Annotated in this window: 15 protein-coding genes; 3 read left to right on the top strand and 12 right to left on the bottom strand. The window is 56.5% G+C overall.

Going from position 1 to position 15,526, the window contains the following annotated elements:
- Window positions 1-139 precede the first annotated feature (139 nt).
- From hemG to pepQ, 4 genes are read right to left on the bottom strand one after another with little or no spacing between them, the layout of a single operon-like run.
- Window positions 140-673, bottom strand: a complete 534-nt coding sequence (gene hemG, locus EDF73_RS26455) for a menaquinone-dependent protoporphyrinogen IX dehydrogenase (protein WP_132731905.1) — start codon at window positions 671-673, stop codon at window positions 140-142.
- An 11-nt stretch (window positions 674-684) separates the two neighbouring features.
- On the bottom strand, window positions 685-2,136 hold the full coding sequence (gene trkH, locus EDF73_RS26450; protein WP_132731904.1) for a Trk system potassium transporter TrkH: 1,452 nt from the start codon (window positions 2,134-2,136) through the stop codon (window positions 685-687).
- A gap of 41 nt (window positions 2,137-2,177) precedes the next feature.
- Window positions 2,178-2,792 carry an IMPACT family protein gene (locus EDF73_RS26445; RefSeq protein ID WP_132731903.1) on the bottom strand — a complete coding sequence of 205 codons (615 nt, stop codon included), beginning with the start codon at window positions 2,790-2,792 and terminating at the stop codon, window positions 2,178-2,180.
- A complete protein-coding gene (gene pepQ, locus EDF73_RS26440; protein ID WP_132731902.1) occupies window positions 2,792-4,123 on the bottom strand; it encodes a Xaa-Pro dipeptidase in 1,332 nt (443 codons plus the stop codon). The genes EDF73_RS26445 and pepQ overlap by 1 nt, the downstream gene beginning before the upstream one ends.
- Before the next feature lie 191 nt (window positions 4,124-4,314).
- Between pepQ and fadB the strand changes: the two genes are divergently transcribed.
- On the top strand, window positions 4,315-6,504 hold the full coding sequence (gene fadB, locus EDF73_RS26430; protein WP_132731901.1) for a fatty acid oxidation complex subunit alpha FadB: 2,190 nt from the start codon (window positions 4,315-4,317) through the stop codon (window positions 6,502-6,504).
- Window positions 6,505-6,513: 9 nt separating this feature from the next.
- Window positions 6,514-7,677, top strand: a complete 1,164-nt coding sequence (gene fadA / locus EDF73_RS26425; RefSeq protein WP_132731900.1) for an acetyl-CoA C-acyltransferase FadA — start codon at window positions 6,514-6,516, stop codon at window positions 7,675-7,677.
- Window positions 7,678-7,854: 177 nt separating this feature from the next.
- On the opposite strand, the gene fre is transcribed toward fadA, so the two are convergent.
- Window positions 7,855-8,556 carry an NAD(P)H-flavin reductase gene (gene fre, locus EDF73_RS26420; protein ID WP_132731899.1) on the bottom strand — a complete coding sequence of 234 codons (702 nt, stop codon included), beginning with the start codon at window positions 8,554-8,556 and terminating at the stop codon, window positions 7,855-7,857.
- A 56-nt stretch (window positions 8,557-8,612) separates the two neighbouring features.
- Window positions 8,613-10,082: a 4-hydroxy-3-polyprenylbenzoate decarboxylase gene (gene ubiD, locus EDF73_RS26415; RefSeq protein ID WP_132731898.1), complete on the bottom strand. Its 1,470-nt coding sequence runs from the start codon at window positions 10,080-10,082 to the stop codon at window positions 8,613-8,615.
- A gap of 177 nt (window positions 10,083-10,259) precedes the next feature.
- Here ubiD and rfaH point away from each other — a divergent pair, with 177 nt between their 5' ends.
- The gene (rfaH, locus tag EDF73_RS26410; protein ID WP_132731897.1) at window positions 10,260-10,748 is read left to right on the top strand and encodes a transcription/translation regulatory transformer protein RfaH; all 489 of its coding nucleotides are present in this window, start codon (window positions 10,260-10,262) and stop codon (window positions 10,746-10,748) included.
- Window positions 10,749-10,756: 8 nt separating this feature from the next.
- Here rfaH and tatD read toward each other — a convergent pair whose 3' ends face one another.
- The 6 genes from tatD to EDF73_RS26380 form a co-directional block, all read right to left on the bottom strand.
- Window positions 10,757-11,551 carry a 3'-5' ssDNA/RNA exonuclease TatD gene (gene tatD, locus EDF73_RS26405; protein WP_165905796.1) on the bottom strand — a complete coding sequence of 265 codons (795 nt, stop codon included), beginning with the start codon at window positions 11,549-11,551 and terminating at the stop codon, window positions 10,757-10,759.
- A 27-nt stretch (window positions 11,552-11,578) separates the two neighbouring features.
- On the bottom strand, window positions 11,579-12,352 hold the full coding sequence (gene tatC, locus EDF73_RS26400) for a Sec-independent protein translocase subunit TatC (RefSeq protein ID WP_132731895.1): 774 nt from the start codon (window positions 12,350-12,352) through the stop codon (window positions 11,579-11,581).
- A gap of 2 nt (window positions 12,353-12,354) precedes the next feature.
- Window positions 12,355-12,891, bottom strand: coding sequence for a Sec-independent protein translocase protein TatB (gene tatB / locus EDF73_RS26395; protein WP_132731894.1), 537 nt, complete (start codon window positions 12,889-12,891; stop codon window positions 12,355-12,357).
- Between the two features lie 3 nt (window positions 12,892-12,894).
- Window positions 12,895-13,146 (bottom strand): Sec-independent protein translocase subunit TatA, encoded by a 252-nt coding sequence (gene tatA / locus EDF73_RS26390; protein ID WP_132731893.1) that lies wholly within the window; start codon window positions 13,144-13,146, stop codon window positions 12,895-12,897.
- A gap of 131 nt (window positions 13,147-13,277) precedes the next feature.
- Window positions 13,278-14,918 (bottom strand): ubiquinone biosynthesis regulatory protein kinase UbiB, encoded by a 1,641-nt coding sequence (gene ubiB, locus EDF73_RS26385; RefSeq protein ID WP_132731892.1) that lies wholly within the window; start codon window positions 14,916-14,918, stop codon window positions 13,278-13,280.
- Window positions 14,915-15,520, bottom strand: coding sequence for an SCP2 domain-containing protein (locus tag EDF73_RS26380; RefSeq protein WP_132731891.1), 606 nt, complete (start codon window positions 15,518-15,520; stop codon window positions 14,915-14,917). The genes ubiB and EDF73_RS26380 overlap by 4 nt, the downstream gene beginning before the upstream one ends.
- Window positions 15,521-15,526: the final 6 nt, after the last annotated feature.

Genomic DNA, 15,526 nt, shown 5'->3' with positions numbered 1-15,526 from the left:
CCCGCTGACCCGGCGGCTTGCGTGCCGTTGTTCCGTGTCAGTGGAGGCGCATTATAGGGAGTTCTGAGACGTTGACAAGCCCTGTTTTAAAAAAAAGTTTCGTTCGCTCAAATTCCCGCCATGACGTCGATTTTACGCGCTACCTGCTGGTCATTTGTGCGATTTCCCGCGCAAAATTGGCAACCTGCTGCCAGTCGGTGTAGACCACTTCTTTACTGGTATCCGTTTCACCGCCGGTCATCTTCATAATCAGACGGATCATGACGCGATCGTACCAACGATAGTGCGGATAGCGCAGCGCCCCGGCAAACACCGCGCTACGCTGCGGCTGCCACGGCGAATTGAGCAGAAACTTACGCGTATAGCTATTGGTCTGCGGCGTGCGCTTCTCAGGTTTCCGCGCCACGAGATTAACCGAGAAAAATGCTCCCGGCAGCGCATTCAGCGACTGAAGGTGTTTCTTCACGAAGCGGTCCAGCGCCGGATGGAAGTGCCCGTAGCGAATTGAAGCCCCAATCACAACGCGATCGTAGTGGTGCCATTCAACCTCTTCTGTACGATTAAGGTTAACCGTATCCGCATCAACCCCCAGCTCTTTCAGTTCAGATGCCAGGAAGGCGGCAATTTCGCGGGTCTGCCCGTCACGGGTGGAAAATAGAATCAACGTTTTCACAAGCACTCCTGTTATTCGCGCCAGAAAGTGGGGGTAAACAGCACCAGTAAGGTGAACACTTCCAGACGACCAAACAGCATATTAGCAATCAGGATCCATTTCGCGACCGGGTTCATCGTCGCAAAGTTATCCGCAACCACGCCAAGTCCTGGCCCCAGGTTGTTTAACGTCGCCACAACCGAGGCGAAAGCAGAAAAGTCATCCACGCCGGTCGCGATGATCGCCAGCATACTAATGATGAAGACCAGCGCATAAGCGGAGAAGAAGCCCCACACCGCTTCCAGAATACGTTCCGGCAGCGCACGGTTACCCAACTTAATACTGTATACCGCATTCGGGTGCACCAGGCGCTTGAGTTCGCGATTCCCCTGTTTAAACAGCAGCAGTATACGGATAACTTTCAAGCCGCCGCCCGTCGACCCGGCACATCCGCCGATAAACGCCGAACACAGCAGCAGTACCGGCAGGAATAGCGGCCAGCGTGCGATGCTGTCGGTGGTGAACCCCGCCGTCGTGGCCATCGATACCACCTGGAAGAAAGCCTGATTAAGGGTAGTTAGCGCTGAGCTATACACGTCATGCAGCCATAGTACCAGAGTACAAATCACCACCAGCGTCAGCTGTACGCCGATAAACATGCGAAATTCAGGGTCGCGCCAGTAGACCTTCAGACTCCGTCCGCTCAACAACGAGAAGTGCAAACCATAGTTACAGCCGGAGATCAGCAGGAAAATGGCGATAATCGAGTTAATCGTCGGGCTGTTAAAATACCCCACGCTGGCGTCATGGGTCGAAAAACCGCCAATCGCAATGGTCGAGAAGCTGTGACCAATGGCATCAAACGCCGGCATGCCCGCAAACCACAGCGCGAGCGCGCAGGCCACCGTCAACAGAACATAGATAAGCCACAGTGTTTTTGCCGTCTCGGCAATACGCGGGCGCATCTTATTATCCTTCAACGGCCCGGGCATTTCCGCCCGATACAGCTGCATCCCACCGACGCCCAGTATCGGCAGTATCGCCACCGCCAGCACGATGATCCCCATGCCGCCAAACCACTGCAGCATCTGTCGATAGAACAGGATCGCATGAGGTAAGGAGTCCAGCCCCACCAGCGTGGTCGCGCCGGTCGTAGTCAGGCCCGAAAAGGACTCAAAAAACGCATCCGTGACCGTCAGGTTCGGCTGCTCGGAGAAAATAAACGGTAGCGCACCGACGCTGCCCAGCACGGTCCAGAAGAGCACAACAATAAGAAAACCTTCACGGGATTTCAGTTCGCCCTTCTCACGACGGTTAGGCCACCATAGAAGTGAGCCAATCGCCAGAGCGACAAAAAAAGTCTGGGTAAACGCCCTCCCCGCACCATCGCGGTATAACAGGGCCACCAATCCCGGGAGGATCATGGTCCCCGAAAATAAAATGACCAGCAGTCCAACGATTCGGGTTATCGCGCGAAAATGCATCTCTGGCGCTTCCTTTGATATGCAAAAAAATCAGGTGGGGATTATTCGTCAATCTTAAGTAATTGCAACGAACCACGACTAAAATCAGCCAGTTTTGTCGAAAAAGGAGCCACTTCAGCTTGCGGAAGCGCCACGCGAAGCTGGACGAACGCCTGATATTCGCTTTCGACAATTTTCCCTGAGAACTGAGCCAACAGCGTTTCAATCCCGGATAACTGCCCGTATTCACACTGCAAAGTATATGCGGTCAGCGGCGTCTTGCGCTGTGTTGTGAGCTCAGCAAGCGCCTGATGGACGCCGCCGCCGTAGGCTTTTACCAGGCCGCCGGTCCCTAACAAAATACCGCCGTAGTAGCGCACCACGACGGCCGTTATTTCGCCGACGCCGCTGCCCATCAGCTGCGCCAGCATCGGTTTACCTGCCGTACCCGCCGGTTCGCCATCGTCAGAAAAGCCCAGCTGCTGAGAGTCATTGGGCGGCCCGGCCACCCATGCCACGCAATGGTGACGGGCGTTCGGGTGTTCCGCCCTGACGGACTCCACAAAGGCTTTAGCCGCCACCGCGCCGTCGGTATGCGCCAACAGGGTGATAAAGCGACTTTTTTTGATCTCTTCGACAAAGGTCACCGGCGCGGCCGGGATCAACCAACTTTCCATTACGCCAGTTTCAGATCGCGCGTCATATTTTCAACGCTGTTCTCGTGAATCACGACGTTATCTTCGATACGAATGCCGCCAAACGGCTTCAACGCATCGATTTTCTGCCAGTTGAAATGCTTGCTGAACTGCCCTTCGCGCCACGGCGCCAGCAGAGATTCAATAAAGTAGATCCCCGGCTCGATGGTCAGCACCATACGCGGCTGCAGAATACGCGTGCAGCGCAGATACGGATACTTCGACGGCGCCGCCAGATGCGTACCGGTATCATCCTGCATGAACCCCGCCACATCATGGACCTGTAAACCCAGCGGGTGGCCAATACCGTGCGGCATAAACGGCCCGGTCAGGTCGTTCTCGACCATCGCCTCTTCGCTCATGCTGGTGACGATCTGGTGCTTACGCAGCAGTTTGGCGATGCGTTGATGGAACTGAATGTGGTAATCGACATAGCTGGTGCCGGTTTTCAGCGTGCTAATCAGCGCCAGTTGCTCATCGTTAACGTCCTTAATCAAATGCGCAAAGTCACTGTCGCCGTGTGCCGCCCAGGTTCGCGTCAGATCCGCCGCGTAACCGTTATATTCGGCACCGGCATCCAGCAGGAAGCTGCGCGCTTCTGCCGGCGCACGGTGATCCAGTTTGGTGTAATGCAGCACGGAGGCATGTTCATTGAGCGCCACGATATTGCTGTAAGGCACATCGGTATCGCGATGGCCGGTGGCGGTCAGATACGCCTGGTTGATGTCGAACTCACTCATCCCGGAGAGGAAAGCCTCATGGGCGGCGCGGTGGCCATTGACCGCCGACTTCTGCGCTTCGCGCATGCAGGCCAGCTCATAGTCGGTCTTAAAGGAACGATAGTAGTGCAGGTAATCAATCACCCCTTTAGGGTTGATGTTATCAGCGGCGATATCTAAAGCCAGCGCCCGCTCCGGAACCGGCCCGATATAGGCGATATTACCGCGTGCGGCCGGCAGCAGGCTGCCGATGCCGTCCGCTTTCGGCAGGGCAATGACTTCAACGTCTTCTGTCCAGAAGGAGGTCGGCAGCGGTTCAACGTTATGCCAGTAATCGACCGGGAGATAGAACCACAGCTTCGGCTTGTTGACGCCATCCACCAGCAGCCAGCAGTTTGGCACCTGGGTGACGGGGACCCAGGATTTAAACTGCGGGTTGACCTTAAACGGATACGGATGATCGTCGAGGAAGACATTAACCAGCTCACCGGAGTGAATCAGTAACGCGTCGAGATGAAAACGAGCTAAAACATCACGGGTACGTTCCTGTAGGGTAACAATATGATTTTTATAGAGCGCGGCTAGTGATTCCATCTTTTATCCTTTGCTTTTATTGGATCGTAATTCTCCGCATCTTAGCACATTGACCTTCGGCCGGGTGATTTCCGCCGGGTGTGATCAGACCAGCATTTATTTAAAGACTTATTTGCAATTCCTTAACATAAATCCCACACTCCGTCTCATCTGGTACGACCAGATCACATTGCTGGATTCAGGAGACTGACATGCTCTACAAAGGCGACAACCTGTACCTCGACTGGCTGGAAGATGGCATTGCCGAACTGGTGTTCGATGCCCCCGGCTCGGTAAATAAGCTCGATACCGCAACCGTAGCCAGCCTCGGTGATGCGCTGGATGTGCTCGAAAAGCAAAAAGATCTTAAGGGGCTGCTGCTACGCTCTGAGAAAGCGGCCTTCATCGTCGGCGCCGATATTACCGAATTTCTCTCCCTGTTCCTGGTTCCACAGGAGCAGCTGAGCCAGTGGCTCCATTTTGCCAACAGCGTCTTTAATCGCCTGGAAGATTTACCGGTGCCGACTATTTCAGCGGTGAACGGCTATGCGCTGGGCGGCGGCTGTGAATGCGTGCTGGCCACGGACTACCGTCTGGCTACGCCGGATCTGCGTATCGGCCTGCCGGAAACCAAACTGGGGATCATGCCGGGCTTCGGCGGTTCAGTGCGAATGCCGCGTCTGCTCGGCGCCGATAGCGCGCTGGAAATTATCGCGGCGGGTAAAGACGTCGGCGCCGATCAGGCGCTGAAGATCGGCCTCATCGATGGCATCGTCAAAGCGGAGAAACTGCGCGATGGCGCGCTCACCATTCTGCGTCAGGCCATTAACGGTGACCTGGACTGGAAAGCAAAGCGCCAGCCGAAGCTGGAACCGTTGAAACTCAGTAAAATTGAAGCGGCCATGAGCTTCACGATCGCCAAAGGCATGGTGGCGCAGACCGCCGGTAAACACTATCCGGCACCGATGACGGCGGTAAAAACCATCGAAGCGGCCGCTCGTTTTGGTCGTGAAGAAGCTCTGAATCTGGAAAACCAAAGCTTTGTCCCGCTGGCGCACACTAAAGAGGCCCGCGCACTGGTGGGGATCTTCCTCAACGATCAGTACGTCAAAGCCAAAGCGAAGAAGCTGACCAAAGACGTCGAAACCCCGAAACAGGCCGCCGTGCTGGGCGCCGGGATCATGGGCGGCGGTATCGCCTATCAGTCCGCCTGGAAAGGCGTGCCGGTGATCATGAAAGATATCAACGACAAGTCGCTGACGCTCGGCATGAACGAAGCCGCCAAGCTGCTTAATAAACAGCTTGAGCGCGGCAAGATTGATGGCCTGAAGCTGGCCGGCGTCATCGGCACGATTCACCCCACCCTCGACTACGCTGGCTTTGACCGCGTTGATGTGGTCGTAGAAGCCGTGGTGGAAAATCCGAAAGTGAAGAAAGCCGTACTGGCGGAAACCGAAGAGAAGGTGCGCCCCGACGCGGTACTGGCTTCCAATACCTCAACGATACCGATCAGCGAGCTGGCGAGCGTACTGAAACGTCCGGAAAACTTCTGCGGTATGCACTTCTTTAACCCGGTGCATCGCATGCCGCTGGTTGAAGTGATTCGTGGTGAAAAAACCGCGGATCAGACCATCGCTAAGGTCGTGGCCTGGGCAAGCAAAATGGGCAAAACGCCAATCGTGGTTAACGACTGCCCCGGCTTCTTCGTCAACCGCGTCCTGTTCCCCTACTTTGCAGGATTCAGCCAGCTGCTGCGCGACGGCGCGGACTTCCGCAAGGTTGATAAGGTGATGGAGAAACTGTTTGGCTGGCCGATGGGGCCGGCGTACCTGCTCGACGTGGTCGGCATCGATACCGCCCACCATGCGCAGGCGGTGATGGCCGCCGGCTTCCCGCAGCGCATGCAGAAAGATTATCGCGATGCGATTGACGCCCTGTTCGACGCTAACCGCTTCGGTCAGAAAAACGGCCTTGGCTTCTGGCGTTATAAAGAAGACAGCAAAGGCAAACCGAAGAAAGAAGAGGACCCCGCCGTTGACGCGCTGCTGGCAGAAGTCAGCCAGCCGACACGCGACTTTAGCGACGATGAGATTATCGCCCGCATGATGATCCCGATGGTCAATGAAGTGGTCCGTTGTCTGGAAGAAGGCATTATCGCCAGCCCGGCGGAAGCGGATATGGCGCTGGTCTATGGTCTCGGCTTCCCTCCGTTCCACGGCGGTGCATTCCGCTGGCTGGACACCCTGGGCAGTGCAAAATATCTCGATATGGCGCAGCAGTACCAGCACCTCGGCCCGCTGTATGAAGTGCCGGAAGGTCTGCGTAATAAAGCGCGTCACAACGAACCCTATTATCCCCCGGTAGAACCAGCTCGCCCGGCGGGCGTGCTGAAAACGGCTTAAGGAGTCACAATGGAACAGGTTGTCATTGTTGATGCAGTACGTACCCCGATGGGCCGTTCGAAGGGCGGCGCATTTCGCCACGTGCGTGCGGAAGATCTTTCCGCGCACCTGATGCGTAGCCTGCTTTCGCGTAATCCGTCGCTCGAGGCGGCCGCGATTGACGATATCTACTGGGGCTGCGTGCAGCAGACGCTGGAGCAAGGTTTCAATATTGCGCGTAACGCCGCGCTACTCGCCGAGATCCCGCACTCGGTTCCGGCCACGACGGTCAACCGCCTGTGCGGTTCATCCATGCAGGCGTTGCATGACGCGGCGCGCATGATCATGACCGGCGACGCCAGCGTCTGCCTGATTGGCGGCGTGGAACATATGGGCCACGTCCCGATGAGCCACGGCGTAGATTTTCATCCCGGGCTGAGCCGTAACGTGGCGAAAGCCGCCGGTATGATGGGGCTGACCGCCGAAATGCTGGCGCGCCTGCACGGCATCAGCCGGGAAATGCAGGACCAGTTCGCCGCCCGCTCCCACGCGCGCGCGTGGGCCGCCACGCAATCCGGCGCATTTAAAGCGGAAATCATCCCGACAGGCGGCCATGATGCCGACGGTGTCCTGAAGTCATTCCACTATGACGAAGTGATCCGCCCGGAAACCACCGTAGAAACGCTGGCGGCTCTGCGGCCAGCCTTCGACCCGGTAACCGGCACCGTCACGGCGGGAACCTCCTCCGCGCTCTCCGACGGCGCCGCCGCTATGTTGTTAATGAGCGAAAGCCGTGCCCGCGAGCTGGGGCTGAAACCCCGCGCAAGGGTGCGTTCAATGGCAGTGGTGGGCTGCGATCCGTCCATCATGGGCTATGGTCCGGTGCCGGCCTCAAAGCTGGCGCTGAAAAAGGCCGGGCTTTCCACCAGCGATATCGATGTGTTTGAAATGAATGAAGCGTTTGCCGCACAGATCCTGCCGTGCATTAAAGATCTGGGGCTGATGGAACAGATCGACGAGAAGATTAACCTCAACGGCGGCGCGATCGCCCTCGGTCACCCGCTGGGCTGCTCCGGCGCGCGTATCAGTACAACCCTGATTAACCAGATGGAGCGCAAAGACGCCCAGTTTGGTCTGGCCACTATGTGTATTGGCTTAGGTCAGGGGATCGCAACGGTATTCGAGAGGGTTTAACTACGGCGCGCCGGGGGGCGTTTCGCTTGCCCGGCCTCTACGAGATTATCTCAAAGCCACTGGCGGCCAATGCAGCCAGTGGCGAAGAGAGCAGGTTTAGTTGCCGTTCTTCCCGCCTGTCAGGGGCGGGTTTTTTATTTCTGCTACCTCCTCTTCCTGCCGAAGAGGCGGCGAGCATCAGATAAAGGCAAACGCATCGCCGAACAGGCGATCTTCGCGGGCGCTGCGCTCATTGCAGAACAGCTCGCGGGCGATTTTGGCCATCTCGAAACGGCCCGCAATATAAATATCATGCTCGGCCAGAGTGCCGTAATCTTGCAGCACGGCGGTTAGCACGGTGCCGGAACGACCGCGCCACTCCTCGTCCGGCTGTTCAACCACCGGCTCGACCCGCAGACCCGGATGTTCCACGCTCAACGCTTCCAGTTCTGCCAGATCGTAGAGATGCTTCGCTTCGCGTCCGCCCCAGTACACGGCGATATCGCGGTTCGGGTTACGCGCCAGGGCGGTAAGCAGAATGGAACGTACATAGGAGAACCCGGTTCCCCCGGCGATCAGGATCAGCGGACGATCTTCGTCTTCACGCAGCCAGGCTTCGCCATGCGGGATATCAACCTCAATCTCGCGCTCTTTCAGAATGCGATCCATGACCGCCATCGCATACAGGTTGAGCTCGGAAGCGCCGATATGCAGTTCAATACATTCCTGTTCCGACGGCGTGGAGGCCATGGAGAACGGGCGCTTGTCGCGCTCATCCATTACCACCATCAAATATTGACCAGCGCGGAAAGAAAACGCCGCTTCCGGCACTAATCGAACGCGATACACGGTATCGGTAATCGCCTCCACCGAGGTCACTTTACAGCTTAAGGTTGTCATGCGTCCCCTCTGTCGGGTCTATTAGAGCAAAACAGCGGCGTTAGCCCCGCTTACTGTTATTTAAAGATAGCCAGCTCATCCCAGATGGCGTCAATACGTGCCGTCACCGCGGGATCTTTTTTAATTGGACGACCCCATTCGCGTTGGGTTTCGCCAGGCCATTTATTTGTGGCATCCAGCCCCATTTTTGAACCCAGGCCGGAAACCGGCGAGGCAAAATCCAGATAATCGATCGGCGTGTTTTCTACCAGTACCGTATCACGAGCCGGGTCCATCCGGGTAGTAATCGCCCAGATCACATCGTTCCAGTCGCGTGCATTCACATCATCATCGCAGACGATCACGAACTTAGTGTACATAAACTGCCGCAGGAACGACCACACGCCCATCATTACGCGCTTTGCGTGACCGGCGTACTGTTTCTTGATCGTGACCACGGCCAGGCGATAAGAGCACCCTTCCGGCGGCAGGTAAAAGTCGACAATCTCAGGGAACTGCTTTTGCAGAATCGGCACGAAGACTTCATTCAGCGCCACCCCCAGTACCGCAGGTTCATCCGGCGGACGTCCGGTATAGGTTGAGTGATAAATCGCATCTTCACGCTGGGTGATATGGGTGACCGTAAATACCGGGAAGCTATCCACTTCATTGTAGTAGCCGGTGTGATCGCCATACGGCCCTTCCGGCGCCATTTCGCCAGGCTCGATATACCCTTCCAGCACGATTTCTGCGCTGGCAGGAACTTCGAGATCGTTGGAAATGCACTTCACCACTTCGGTTTTGGTACCGCGCAGCAGGCCGGCAAAGGCGTACTCTGAAAGCGTATCAGGTACCGGCGTGACCGCGCCGAGAATGGTTGCCGGGTCCGCGCCTAGCGCCACGGAGACCGGGAAACGCTCGCCCGGGTGAGCCGCGCACCACTCCTGGAAATCCAGCGCGCCGCCGCGGTGGGAGAGCCAGCGCATAATCAGCTTATTCTTGCCGATCAGCTGCTGACGATAAATACCCAGATTCTGCCGCTCTTTATGCGGACCCCGGGTGACCGTCAACCCCCAGGTAATCAGCGGCGCGGCATCTTCCGGCCAGCAGGTCATGATTGGAATACGCGTCAGGTCGACGCTATCGCCTTCGATGATTTTTTGCTGGCAGGGGGCGCCACGCAGACGTTTCGTCGGCATATTCAATACCTGCTTAAACTGCGGCAGCTTATCGAACAGATCGCGGAATCCTTTTGGCGGTTCAGGCTCTTTCAGGAAAGCCAACAGCTTACCCACTTCACGCAGCGAGCTGACATCCTCCTGCCCCATCCCCATGGCGACGCGACGCGGCGTACCAAACAGATTACACAACACCGGCATGGTGTAGCCTTTCGGGTTTTCGAAGAGCAGGGCCGGGCCGCCCGCACGTAAAGTGCGATCGGCAATTTCGGTGATCTCAAGGTGCGGATCGACCGGCAGGGAGATTCTTTTCAGTTCACCCTGCTGCTCCAGTAATGTCAGAAAATCGCGCAGATCGTGGTATTTCATGGAGTTGTTATTAACCTCTATACAGGCAGCTGATTATACGGTGTTCGCCGATGCCATGCTGTACTTTTGTTAAATTAGCGTGAAAGAACATGGAATTTTAGATTTCACTTATATTGGCTTTCGCGATCGCTACAGCCTTTTGTTATGCTTGCTGCTAATAGAGTGGAAAGAGTTATTATGCAAGCCTGGTATTTACTGTATTGCAAACGTGGGCAGCTTCAGCGCGCCCAGGAACATCTCGAACGGCAGGCGGTAAATTGCCTGATGCCGACGATCGCACTGGAAAAAATCGTTCGCGGTAAGCGCACTACGGTTAGTGAACCCTTGTTCCCCAATTATCTGTTTGTCGAGTTCGACCCGGAAATTATCCACACCACGACCATCAGCGCCACGCGCGGCGTGAACAGTTTCGTTCGCTTCGGCGCCCAGCCGGCGACCGTACCCTCCGCGGTCATCCACCAGCTGTCTATCTACAAGCCGGAAGGCATCACCGACCCGGAAACGCCGCATGGGGGTGACTACGTGCTGATTACCGACGGCGCATTTGAAGGTTTGCAGGCCATCTTTACCGAGCCGGATGGCGAAGCGCGTTCGATGCTGCTGCTGAACCTGCTTAACAAGCAGGTGCTGCAAAGCGTTAAAAATACCGACTTTCACAAAATCTGACGGCCCGCTTAAAAACGGATGCCAAAGAGCGTTCTGACATTGGCGTCGGTTATCTCCTCCAGCCGCTGAGCCTCCTCGCCACGCCATCCCGCTATGCTCGCCAGAATATGCGGCAGATAGGCTGGTTCATTACGGCGAGAAGCGGGCTTTGGACTCAGGTCGCGCGGCAGTAAATACGGCGCATCGGTTTCAATCAGCAAACGCTCTGCCGGGATATCCGGCAGCAGTTCACGCAGTTCCAGCCCTCGCCGCTCATCGCACACCCAGCCGGTGATACCGATAGACAAACCGCGGCTCACGCACTCGCGCATTTCGTTACGCGTTCCGGTGAAACAGTGCAGCACCGCCCCAGGCAGTTTATCCAGCCAGGGGGTCAGCAACGCCAGAAAACGGTCATGGGCATCACGGCAGTGCAGAAACACCGGCATAGAGAGCTCGGCGGCCAGCGCCAGCTGCGCGCTGAAGGCGGCTTCTTGCTCCTGAGGCGTCGAAAAGTTGCGGTTGAAGTCCAGGCCGCATTCGCCGATAGCCACCACCTCCGGCTGACGAGCCAGCTGAAAAACCGCGGCCGCGACCGATTCCGCCCAGCCGCTGCTGTCGTGCGGATGGACGCCTGCCGTTGACCAGCATTTCTCATACCGGTGCGCCATCTTCCGGGCCTGTTCGCTTTCATGCAGGTTCGTTCCGGTAAACAGCATGCCGGTGACGCCTGCAGCCTGGGCGCGCTTCACCACGTCATCGCGGTCACGGGAAAACTGTGTACTGGTTAGATTTACGCCGATATCAAACATCGCCACTCCGATATGACAACCGCCCTGACGGGCGGTTGGTTATTCTTCTTTGCTTCCCGCTTGTTCAGCGGCAGCATCCTCGTCTCGCGTCAGACGCTTACCGGTGTAGAAACGCGCGAAGAAGACCCCGATCTCAAACAGACAGTACATCGGAATCGCCAGCAGCGTTTGCGAAAAGACATCCGGCGGGGTCAACAGCATGCCGACGACAAATGCGCCCACCAGCACGTACGGCCGTTTCTTACGCAAATCTTCCGGCGTCGTCACTCCCATCCAGCACAGCAGCACGATCGCAACCGGCACTTCAAACGAGACGCCAAAGGCGATAAACAACGCCATGACAAAGTCGAGATAGCTGCGGATATCGGTAGAGACCTGGACGCCTTCCGGCGCCGCGTGCGTCAGAAAACCAAACGCCAGCGGGAACACCACGAAGTAGGCAAACGCCATACCGATATAGAACAACAGCGTACTGGAAACCAGCAGCGGCATCACCAGCCGCCGCTCATGCTTATACAGAGCAGGCGCCACAAAGGCCCAGACCTGATAAAGAATCACCGGTACCGACAGAATCACCGAGACCATAAAGGTCAGTTTTATCGGCGTAAAGAAAGGGGAAGCCACATCGGTGGCGATCATCGTCGCGCCAACCGGCATCTGCCGGATGAGCGGTGCGGAGACCAGCTGATAGATGTCGTTGGCGAAGTAAACCAACGCCAGAAAAATCACCAGAATCGCGATGATGCTATTGATCAGGCGCTTGCGCAGCTCAATCAAATGCGAAATTAGCGGTTGAGTATCTTCTACGCCCATTTTTACGGTTTATCACTCGATGCAGGGGAGGAATCGGAAGCTGTCACGGCAACTTTTTCTTTGGCAGCCGGGAGAGGGTCAGGCTGCTCTAAGGCAACGCCCTCTTCTGCGGCCGGAGCGTGAACGGGCGCGCTGGCCTGATGTTCGGCCGTCGCCGGCGTAATATCCTGACGCTGCGCTTCACTGCCCTTGACCACCGGGTTGTGAATGGTGTTCGCTTCGTCGCTTTCTTTCTCAGGATCGTGGGCGGTATAAGAGCGTTTCATGGATTCCGCGGCTTCGCGCAGCTCATCCATTGACGCCTTTAGCTCCGGCGTCAGGTTATCCAGGCTCGCCTTTTCCACTTTCTTCAGGCTTTCCTGGAACTCCTGCAGTTTTAGTTCCTGGGTAATCTCATTTTGTACGGTGGCCGCCAGCGACCGTAGCGTACGAATCCAGCTGGCTACCGTTTTTACTGCGACAGGCAGTCGCTGTGGCCCCAGTACGATGAGGCCAATGACGAACACCAGCAGTAGTTCACTAAAACCGATATCGAACACGAATTACACCTGCTCTTTGTCGTGGCGTTTTGTCTCGTCTTTTTTCGCATCATCCGGCTTATCAGCGAGAGTCTTCGCCGTAAAATCGGCATCAGGTGTGGATTTATCCGCTTTTTCATCATCGCTCATCGCTTTTTTAAAGCCTTTGATCGATGCGCCTAAATCCGAACCCAGCGAGCTCAGCTTTTTCGTCCCGAAAAGCAGAACCACAATGACGACAACAATTAATAACTGCCAAATACTGATACCACCCATACACATTCCTCTATGACAGATGATGAATTATTAGGACGCATTATACACGTCATCACGCGAGCCGCCTCTTTGTCCGGCCACTCGCATGACATCGCGCAAAAACCAATGCGCTGTGATGAAGGCCATACCTCTCAGTGCGTTTTCCGCCAGCCAATCAGCCAGGTCACCGCGCCAGCGGCCATCAGCCAGCCTGGCATCATGCCCCACTCCGGGCGGTTGATGAATAACAGCGTACCACTCAGTAACAGAACCGCACCTATACCAAACAGATAACGGGACTGCCCCTGGCGAACGTGCCGCACCTGGAGGTCACGCACAATGGTATCGACGCTGGTCTGCAACTGTTTACTCTGTTGCAACGTCTGGTACACCAGTTCCGGTATTTCCGGCATTCTCTCGATCCAGAACGGCGCCTTTTCTTTAAACGCACGCACCAGCGCCGGAATGCCGACCTGATCTTTAATCCACGACTCCAGGAAAGGCTTCGCCGTTTTCCACAAGTCTAACTGAGGATAGAGCTGGCGGCCTACCCCTTCTACGTAAAGTAATGTCTTCTGCAGCAGCACCAGCTGCGGCTGAACTTCCATATTGAAGCGCCGGGCGGTGTTAAACAGGTTCAGCAGGACGTGGCCAAATGAAATTTCTGCCAGCGGTTTTTCGAAGATCGGCTCGCAGACGGTGCGGATGGCAAACTCAAACTCTTCGACGTTGGTATCCGCAGGTACCCAGCCGGAATCCACGTGCAGCTCGGCAACTTTACGGTAATCGCGGTTGAAGAAGGCGATGAAGTTTTCCGCCAGATAGCGTTTATCTTCTTTGTTCAACGACCCGACAATGCCGCAGTCAATACCGATGTACTGCGGGTTTTCCGGGTGGTCGTAGCTGACAAAAATATTGCCAGGGTGCATGTCGGCATGAAAGAAACTGTCGCGGAATACCTGGGTGAAAAAGACCTGCACGCCGCGTTCCGCCAGCAGCTGCATGTTCGTGCCCTGCGCTTCCAGCGCTTCCACGTCGGATACCGGAATACCGTAAATCCGCTCCATCACCATCATGCCTTCGCTGCAGTAATCAGGATAGACTTCCGGGACATACAGCATCGGGCTGTCTTCGAAGTTGCGCCGTAGCTGAATAGCGTTGGCCGATTCACGTAACAGATTGAGTTCATCCAGCAGCGTTTTTTCGTATTCGCGCACCACTTCCTGCGGGCGGAGACGACGACCGTCGGGCAACAGGCGGGGCACCCAGCGCGCCAGACGGTAGATAAGCTTCATATCCGCTTTAATCACCGGCACGATATCCGGACGGATGACCTTGATGACGACCTCTTTGCCGTTTTCTTTCAGCCGTGCGGTATGCACCTGAGCGATGGAGGCCGAGGCCAGCGGCTCAATCGCGAAGTCATCAAACCAGGCATCGACGGAAAGGCCGCCCATTGCCTGCTCAATCTGCTGTTTCGCCAGTTTGCCATCAAAAGGCGCCACCCGGTCCTGCAGTAACGCCAGCTGATCGGCGATCTGCGGCGGGAACAGATCGCGGCGGGTTGAGAGCATCTGGCCAAACTTGATCCATACCGGCCCGAGTTCCTGCAGCGCGAGACGCAAGCGCTCACCAAGGGGTTGGGTTTTATGGCGGTTAGGCATCCAGAACAGCATTCGCCGCCCGATACGCAGCGGCAGCGTGATACGCATTTTGGGAATGAGCTCATCCAGCCCGTAACTCAAAAAGGTGCGGATGATCAGATACAGGCGCCGTAATTCTCCTGGCGTCATTTGCCCTCCAGCATGTCCAACCGTTTTTCGAGTGTTGCAAGCGTGCGTTCCACGGCGGCAGTCTCTTCGCCAAACCAGGCCATTTCCAGCGGACCCGGCGCCAGACGCCACTCTTCGGTGAGCGCCTCTGCGGCATAGCGCTGCTGGCGCTGAGCGCCGTGCAGCAAGAAACGGGCTCCGCTGCGAAATACTTTGCTGAAGCCCTCGGCGACGATATCGCCGGTATAGGGAGCCAGCAGTTCAGCCGGGTCAAACTCCGCCAGATCGCACAGGGCCACGGTATTCTGCACCACCTGCAGATCGCCCTGAACTTCCAGATCGCCGCTGCGAATAAGCGCGGTCAGCTGTTGACGATTGCGTAGCTGCGGCAGCACGCTGAGACGGGTAATCACGGTACAGTCGGCATCGCCTTCCCAGGCCCCCAGCACATCCACCTGGCGGTCGCTAAAGACCAGCACAAGCGGCGTCGATAGCTCTTTCAGCTCGACGCGCAGCACTTTCCCCAGCAGACGTTGGCGAGCAGGTTTTAACGCTTTGTCCCGCCAGAGAAAGGTATTGAGGGCGGTTTCAATGCCTGCGGTGACCAGTGGTTTGAAAGGCATACGCTC

This window comes from Klebsiella sp. BIGb0138, assembly GCF_004342285.1.
Lineage (GTDB): Bacteria > Pseudomonadota > Gammaproteobacteria > Enterobacterales > Enterobacteriaceae > Klebsiella.
This window is presented reverse-complemented; position numbering and strand designations above follow the sequence as displayed.

What these genes read in the sequence shown, in the direction of transcription:
- trkH (WP_132731904.1), bottom strand. Translation starts at nt 2,136, where the DNA reads ATGCATTTTCGCGCGATAACCCGAATCGTTGGACTGCTGGTCATTTTA.
- EDF73_RS26445 (WP_132731903.1), bottom strand. Translation starts at nt 2,792, where the DNA reads ATGGAAAGTTGGTTGATCCCGGCCGCGCCGGTGACCTTTGTCGAAGAG.
- pepQ (WP_132731902.1), bottom strand. Translation starts at nt 4,123, where the DNA reads ATGGAATCACTAGCCGCGCTCTATAAAAATCATATTGTTACCCTACAG.
- fadB (WP_132731901.1), top strand. Translation starts at nt 4,315, where the DNA reads ATGCTCTACAAAGGCGACAACCTGTACCTCGACTGGCTGGAAGATGGC.
- fadA (WP_132731900.1), top strand. Translation starts at nt 6,514, where the DNA reads ATGGAACAGGTTGTCATTGTTGATGCAGTACGTACCCCGATGGGCCGT.
- fre (WP_132731899.1), bottom strand. Translation starts at nt 8,556, where the DNA reads ATGACAACCTTAAGCTGTAAAGTGACCTCGGTGGAGGCGATTACCGAT.
- ubiD (WP_132731898.1), bottom strand. Translation starts at nt 10,082, where the DNA reads ATGAAATACCACGATCTGCGCGATTTTCTGACATTACTGGAGCAGCAG.
- rfaH (WP_132731897.1), top strand. Translation starts at nt 10,260, where the DNA reads ATGCAAGCCTGGTATTTACTGTATTGCAAACGTGGGCAGCTTCAGCGC.
- tatC (WP_132731895.1), bottom strand. Translation starts at nt 12,352, where the DNA reads ATGGGCGTAGAAGATACTCAACCGCTAATTTCGCATTTGATTGAGCTG.
- tatA (WP_132731893.1), bottom strand. Translation starts at nt 13,146, where the DNA reads ATGGGTGGTATCAGTATTTGGCAGTTATTAATTGTTGTCGTCATTGTG.
- ubiB (WP_132731892.1), bottom strand. Translation starts at nt 14,918, where the DNA reads ATGACGCCAGGAGAATTACGGCGCCTGTATCTGATCATCCGCACCTTT.
- EDF73_RS26380 (WP_132731891.1), bottom strand. Translation starts at nt 15,520, where the DNA reads ATGCCTTTCAAACCACTGGTCACCGCAGGCATTGAAACCGCCCTCAAT.